The sequence below is a fragment of the Microbacterium umsixpiens genome (genome assembly GCF_053543675.1).
This window is the reverse complement of the sequence record NZ_JBLVOH010000127.1, coordinates 6,642-13,687: the sequence shown is the minus strand read 5'-3', so window position 1 is coordinate 13,687 and position 7,046 is coordinate 6,642. Positions and strand designations below refer to the sequence as shown.

General features: G+C 70.4%; 8 protein-coding genes. All 8 read left to right on the top strand.

Going from position 1 to position 7,046, the window contains the following annotated elements; genetic code table 11:
- A partial coding sequence (locus tag ACNPM4_RS12650; protein WP_448985921.1) for an ABC transporter permease occupies nt 1-710 on the top strand: 710 nt, incomplete at its 5' end.
- Complete coding sequence (locus ACNPM4_RS12645) at nt 707-1,531, top strand: ABC transporter ATP-binding protein (RefSeq protein ID WP_448985920.1); 825 nt, start codon at nt 707-709, stop codon at nt 1,529-1,531. The genes ACNPM4_RS12650 and ACNPM4_RS12645, both read left to right, overlap by 4 nt.
- Entirely contained in the window at nt 1,528-2,364 is an 837-nt protein-coding gene (locus ACNPM4_RS12640) for an ABC transporter ATP-binding protein (RefSeq protein ID WP_448985919.1), read from the top strand. Before ACNPM4_RS12645 ends, ACNPM4_RS12640 begins: the two co-directional genes overlap by 4 nt.
- A complete protein-coding gene (locus ACNPM4_RS12635; RefSeq protein WP_448985918.1) occupies nt 2,361-3,587 on the top strand; it encodes an amidohydrolase family protein in 1,227 nt (408 codons plus the stop codon). Before ACNPM4_RS12640 ends, ACNPM4_RS12635 begins: the two co-directional genes overlap by 4 nt.
- The gene (locus ACNPM4_RS12630; RefSeq protein WP_051662237.1) at nt 3,584-5,278 is read left to right on the top strand and encodes a DUF885 domain-containing protein; all 1,695 of its coding nucleotides are present in this window, start codon (nt 3,584-3,586) and stop codon (nt 5,276-5,278) included. The genes ACNPM4_RS12635 and ACNPM4_RS12630 overlap by 4 nt, the downstream gene beginning before the upstream one ends.
- Nucleotides 5,275-5,664 (top strand): nuclear transport factor 2 family protein, encoded by a 390-nt coding sequence (locus ACNPM4_RS12625; RefSeq protein WP_448985917.1) that lies wholly within the window; start codon nt 5,275-5,277, stop codon nt 5,662-5,664. The genes ACNPM4_RS12630 and ACNPM4_RS12625 overlap by 4 nt, the downstream gene beginning before the upstream one ends.
- A gap of 29 nt (nt 5,665-5,693) precedes the next feature.
- Entirely contained in the window at nt 5,694-6,623 is a 930-nt protein-coding gene (locus ACNPM4_RS12620) for a dihydrodipicolinate synthase family protein (RefSeq protein WP_105710433.1), read from the top strand.
- 2 nt (nt 6,624-6,625) lie between these two features.
- Nucleotides 6,626-7,046, top strand: a 421-nt coding sequence (locus ACNPM4_RS12615; RefSeq protein ID WP_448985925.1) for an NAD(P)/FAD-dependent oxidoreductase, incomplete at its 3' end; no start/stop codon positions are given.

The following is a 7,046-nucleotide window of genomic DNA, read 5'->3' as shown; positions in this document are numbered from 1 at the left end:
GCGGGCCGTTCCTGGACGCACCGTCGGCCGCGCACTGGATGGGGACGGACGACCTCGGTCGCGACGTGCTGAGCCGAGTGATCTACGGTGCCCAGCTCTCGCTGCCCCTCGCCCTCGCGATCGTCGTGTTCTCGCTGCTCGTCGGCGGGACCGTCGGCCTCGCGGCCGGGTACTTCGGCAAGGCGGCGGACAACGTGCTGATGCGCGTGGCCGACCTCGTGCTCGCGTTCCCGCAGATCATCCTCGCCATGGCGGTCGCCGCGGCCTTCGGGCCGAGCGTCGGAAACGCCGTGCTCGCGCTCGTGATCGTCTCCTGGCCGCTGTACGCGCGGATCATCCGCAGCTCGGTGCTCAGCGTGCGCGAGCAGGAATACGTCTTCTCCGGACGACTGCTCGGGTCGACGACCCTGAAGTCCATCGTCAAGGACGTCATCCCCAACAGCGCCGGCCCGGCGCTCGTGATGGCGACGATCGAGCTCGGCAACGCCATCCTCATGCTCGCCGCGCTGTCGTTCCTGGGCCTCGGCCCCCGGCCCCCGGCTGCGGAATGGGGCGCGATGATCGCCCTCGGCTCGCAGAATCTCGGGAACTGGTGGATCAGCCTGTTCCCCGGCCTCGCGATCCTCACGATCGTGATGGCCTTCAACCTGCTGGGAGACGCCGTTCAGGACTACCTGGATCCGCGCTCACGAAATGCGAGGAAGCGATGAGCGACGCGACGCTGCTCTCGATCGAGGACCTCTCCGTCGTCATGCCGACGCCGGAGGGCGAGATCGAGCTCGTGCACGACACGAGCATCCGGATCGGACAGGGTGAGGTCGTCGGCCTCGCCGGCGAGAGCGGCTCGGGAAAGAGCATGACGGCCTCGGCGGTCATGGGCATCCTTCCCGAGGGCGCGACCGCCTCCGGCCGGGTCCTGTTCGAGGGGCGTGATCTGCTGACCCTCAGCACCCGGGAGCTCAACGAGGTGCGCGGCAATCGCATCTCCATCGTGTTCCAGGATCCGACCGCCGCACTGCACCCGCTGCTGCGGATCGGCACGCAGATCACCGAGCACCTCATCCACCACACCGGTGTGAGCCAGAAGCAGGCGCAGGCGCGAGCGATCGAGCTGCTCGATCTCGTGCGCATCCGCGACCCGCACCAGGCGATCACGGCGTATCCGCACCAGTTCTCCGGAGGCATGCGGCAGCGTGCGGCCATCGCGATCGCGCTCGCGTGCGAGCCCCGCCTGCTGATCGCCGACGAGCCCACCACCGCGCTCGACGTCACAGTGCAGGCCGGCATCCTCCGCCTGTTCGACCGTCTGGCGCGCGAGACGGGGGTGTCGATGCTGTTCATCACGCACGACCTCGGGGTGATGAGCGCGATCGCCGACCGGACCTACATCTTCAAGGACGGCACCGTCGTCGAGCACGGTCCGACGAACGAGATCCTCAACACGCCGTCGCACGAGTACACCCGCGCGCTGATCGCATCCAGGGCGCAGTCGCTGGCCGCGCAGCGCACCCACCGAGGAGGCGCACGATGAGCGCGTTGGAGATCGACGACGTCGTCGTCACGCACCGCCGGCGCGGCGCCCCGCCCGTGCACGCGGTGAAGGGCGTCTCGCTGACCGTCGAACGCGGCCGGATCGTCGGACTCGTGGGGGAGTCGGGATGCGGAAAGTCATCGCTCGCCCGGGTCGCCGTGGGGATCGACCGTCCGACCTCCGGCACGGTGCGCTTCGACGGAGAGCCGCTGCATCCGCTCACGATGCGCCGCCGCCCGAGCCGCGACCGCGGGTTGCAGATGGTGTTCCAGAACCCGTACGCCTCGCTGAGTCCCCGTCGCTCGATCGGAGCGCAGCTGCTGGATGGCGCTCCCGATGCGCTGGAGCGATCCGCCCGTGCTGCCGAGGTCTCGCGACTGCTGCGACTGGTCGGACTCGACGAGTCGGCCGCCTCTCGCTACCCCACCCAGTTCTCGGGTGGTCAACGGCAACGGCTCGCGATCGCCCGTGCGCTCGCCGCCCAGCCCAGCGTGATCGTCGCCGACGAGCCGGTCACGGCCCTCGATGCCTTCTCGTCGGCGCAGATCGTCGAGCTGCTGCAGGGCCTCGTCCGCGAACTCGGCATGGCGATGCTGTTCATCTCGCACGACCTGTCGCTGGTGCGGGCCATCGCCGACGAGACGGCCGTGATGTACGCGGGTGAGATCATCGAGCGCGGGCCCAGCGAACAGCTGTGGCAGCACGCAGAGCACCCCTACACGCAGCGCCTCATCGATGCCATCCCGGAGATCGGCCCGACGAAGCGGCTGCCGGGCAGAGAAGAAGACCTCGCGGAGGCCGTCGCGGCCCCCGCCACGGGAGGAGAAGCATGATCACCATCGCCGAGGACCGCCGCGTCCTCCTCACCGGAGCCCGCATCTTCGACGGGCGCTCCGAGCACCTGCGGGACGGGCTCGACATCCTCGTCGACGCCGACGGAGTGATCGCGGGGCTCGGCGCCACCGGCACCCTCGATGCCGGCGACGCACGGGTCATCGACCTGGCCGGCCGGATCCTCAGCCCGGGGCTGATCAACATGCACGTGCACCTGGGGCTCGCGCTGCCCGGGACGGCCGGGGCGGAGATTGCCTCCAAGGGCGACCCCGACCTGCTGCTGGTGATGGCCGACAGCGCCCGACGCACCCTGCATGCCGGCGTCACCACCGCGCGGCTGGTCGGCGAGAGCCGCTACCTCGACTTCGCCCTGCGCCGCGGCATCGACGCCGGGATCATCGCGGGCCCACGGCTGTACACCGCCGGACACGCACTGTGCTGCACCGGTGGGCACGGGTGGGAGTCCGACGCACTGGAGGGCGACGGCGCCGACGACCTGCGTCGGCTGACGCGCCTGCAGATCCGTCACGGCGCCGACCTGATCAAGGTCTGCATCTCGGGCGGGATCGCGGGGGAGCACGAGCAGATCGACACCCCGCAGCTGACCGACGACGAGATGGCCGCCGTCATCCAGACCGCGCATGACTGGGGCCGCAAGGTCACCGCGCACGTCGGGCCGTCCGAGACGCTGCGGCGTGCCATCGAGCTCGGCCTGGACTGCGTCGAGCACGGCTACGAGCTGACCCGTGAGGTCACCGATCTGATGAGCGAGCGCGGCGTCTGGTACGTGCCGACCATCACGGTCAGCCGGTGCGAGGAGTTCTTCGACGCGCAGGGCGTGCCCACCTGGATGAAGGAGCGCGCGCTCGGTGCGGGCCCGCGTCACTGGGAGAGCCTCGAGAACGCGATCGCGAGCGGGGTGCGCATCGCCATGGGCACCGACATGCCGCCCGCCGCGGACTTCGACGGCACGACCGCGACGGTGCGCGAGATGGAGTTCATGGTCGACGCGGGCATGACCTCGCTGGACGTCATGCGCTCGGCCACCTCGTACGCGGCGGAGCTGCTCGGAGCTGACGACCTCGGCGTCGTCGAGGTCGGTGCGAGGGCGGACTTCATCGCCACGGACGCGGATCCGACAGCGGATGTGGCTGCGCTGCGCGGAATCGACTGGGTCATGCAGGGCGGCGCCGTGCTGCGGGACGACCGGGCCGGACGGTGAACACCCCGACCTCGGGCACCTCGACCGTGCGCATCGCCGACGAGTACGTCGCGACACTCGCTGACCACGAGCCGGCCGCCGCGCAGGCGCTGGGCGTCACCGCGCAGGATCGACTGCCCGATCTCAGCGCCGAGTGGGCGGTCGAACGCCGCGCGCTCGCCGTGCGCACGCGCGACGCGCTGGCGACCGTCGAACCGACGACGGAGGATGCAGCGCTGCACGCCGCTCTTCGGGAGCGCATGGACAGCGACATCGCCCTGTTCGACACCGGCTTCACGGCGCGGCTGCTCGCACCGCTGGCGACACCGGTGCATCTGGTGCGCGAGGCGTTCGACGACGTCACCGTCACGGATGACGCCGCCGGCGACGAGATCATCACCCGCCTGTCGGGGGTGCCCCGGGCGCTGACCCAGCTCGACGACCGCCTGAAGTGGGCGCGCGCGGCGGGGGAGCGCGGCGAATTCATCGGCACCGGCATCGCCGCGGAACGGCAGGTGCGTGAGGTCGCGGATCAGATCGCGGGCTGGATCGACCCCGACGGAGTCGACTACTTCCGATCCCTCCGCGCGACAGACCTGTCCGCCTCCCGCCGCATCGCCCTGGATCGTGCGGCACTCGCGGCGACCGACGCGATGGCGGGGTTCGAGCGGATGCTGCGCGACGAACTGCTGCCCCATGCGCCACGGCAGGATGCCGTCGGTGAGAGCGTCTATCGCGCGACCGCGCAGAGCTTCCTCGGCACCGAGCTCGACCTCGACGAGGTGTACGACTACGGCTGGCACGAACTCGATCGACTGTGGCGGCAGGCGCGCGGTGTCGCGGGAGAGATCCTCGGCACCGGCGCGCCGGCAGACGTCTCGGTCGCTGCACGCACGCTCGCGCAGGACCCGGGGCACCGCGTCGATGCGGACGACGTCGTCGGCTGGCTGCGCGATCGCCTGGACTGGACCCTGGATCGGGTCGACGGCACGGCCTTCGCGCTGCCCGCGGATGTGCGCGATGTCGACATCGTCGTTCCGCGGGCCGCGAAGGGCGTCGTCTACTACACGCCCGGAGCGCCCGACGGCTCGGCGCGCAGCAAGATCGTCTGGACGATCCCCGCCGGAGCGACGTCGGTGCCGACCTGGCAGGAACTCACGAGTCTCCACCATGAGGGCGTCCCCGGGCACCACCTCGAGCATGCGGTGAACCGGGCCAATGCGTCCCTGCACCCCTGGCAGCGCTACCTGTGCGAGATCCACGGGTATGCCGAGGGCTGGGCGCATTACTCGGAGGCGCTGTCGGACGAGCTGGGTCTGCTGCGCGATGCCCCGGAACGGCTGGGGATGCTGCTCGGACAGCTGTGGCGCACGGTGCGCATCGTCGCCGACATCGGTCTGCACACCGGCCGGCCGCTGCGGCGCAACGAAGTCACCGACCAGACGGAGTGGACGCCGGCGATCGCCCGCGACTTCCTGGTGCACTACGGCCTCGTCGATCCCGTGACCGCACGGTTCGAGGTGGACCGCTACCTCGGCTGGCCGGGGCAGGCCCTGGCGTTCAAGGTCGGCGCGAAGCTCTGGGCCGAGGCGCGCACGGCGAGCACCGCATCCACACTCGACTTCCACACCCGGGCCCTCGCGCTCGGACCGATGGGGCTCGCGCCGCTGCGCGAGCGTCTGCTGCAGGATCTGACGAAGGAACACGCATGACCGCCACCGCCGAACTCGAGCACTTCATCGTCGACCTGTACCAGGACCTCGCCGACCGTGCCGCGTTCGATGCGCGCCTCGCCGACGACGTGACGGTGTGGGAGACGCCCTGGCCGACGCTCATGCACGGCATCACCGAACTCGACGAGCTGCGGGGGCCCGCCGCCGACCCCGAAGAGCGCCGGCGGAACCTGCCGAGCGTCGTGCCGACCGGCATCGTCACGAGCGACTTCGGTGACACCGGGGTGATCCGGTACGTGCTCGAGGTGCGCCCTGCGGCGGGCGAGCCGCTGGTCGAGGTCGTGCGCGTCACGGATGTGGTGCGCCGAGACGCGGACGGATGGCGGATCGTGCACCACCACGCCCAGGACATGCCGGTCGAGTGAGTCGGACGAGTCGGAGCAAGGAGAGACAGATGGACCGCAACACCGTCGACTGGCACGGGTACATTCCCGCGATCACCACCCCGTTCACGCGCGAGGGGGAGCTGGATCCCGTCGCGTTCGAGGGACAGATGCAGTGGCTGGCCGCGCAGGGGATGCACGGCGTCATCCTCGCCGGCACCTCCGGCGAGTGGTTCAGCATGACCGAGGCCGAACGGGCAGAGCTGTTCGCACTCGGCGGCCGGTTCCGCGCGGACATGCGCGTGATCGGCGGCTGCAACGCGTTCACGGCGGCCGAGGCGATCCGGCACGCGCACGCGGCGGAGGAGGCCGGGCTCGACGGCATCCTCGTGACGCCGCCGCCCTACATGGTGCCCACCCGCGAGGAGATCGTGGCCTTCTACCAGGAGGTCTCCGACGGCACATCGCTCCCCGTCACCGTGTACAACTGGCCGCGCGGCTGCATCGTCGACCTGAGCCCGGACCTCCTGAGCGAACTGGCCGACATCGAGAACGTCGTGGCGATCAAGAACTCCACCGGCGACTTCCGGGCTTTCCTCGACGCCATGTATCTCGTGGAGGATCGCGTGCGCTACTTCGGCGTCCCGACGAACGCGCTCGGAGCCGACCTCGCGACGCTCGGTCACGGAGACGGTCTCATGGGCTCCGGAGCCCCGCTCGGCAACGACCACCCCGGCTTCTGGGATGCGCTCGCCGCGGGGGATCGGGCGCGGGCGATCGAACTCGGCGCTCGTGATCGCGTGGTCATGACCAGCTGGTTCGGGCCGGACTACGGCGCGCAGTTCGGAAACCAGCAGGCGATCATGAAGACCGCCCTTCGGTTGCAGGGCGTTCCGGCCGGTTTCGTCCGCCGCCCCCTGCTCGAACTCTCGACCGAGCAGGTGGACCGTGTCCGCACCACGCTGGAGGGGCTCGGCATCGCGACCGTGCCGTTGTCGTGAGCATGCGGTACGACGCGGTCGTCATCGGCGGTGGCCTGCTCGGCGGGGCACTGACCTGGATGCTGGCACGCGAGGGCGCCTCCGTACTGCTGCTGGAGAAAGACCAGTTGAACCAGCACGCCTCCGGCCAGAACGCCGGCAGCCTGCACTTCCAGCTCGAGTATCGGATGGTCGAGAACGGGTGGGAGTCGGCGCGCACCGCCGCCGCAGCCATGCCCCTGCATCTGGACGCCGCCGAGGCCTGGACGCGGCTGGGAGAGGAGCTGGGCGAATCGGTCGGCGTCGTGCAGCGCGGCGGCTTCATGCTCGCCGAGACGGCCGAGCAGGTCGCGGTGCTCGAACGCAAGGTCGGTCTCGAGCAGGAGTGGGGGCTGGATGTCACCCTCCTCGACGGTGATGAGGCGCGGCGCATCGCGCCCTACC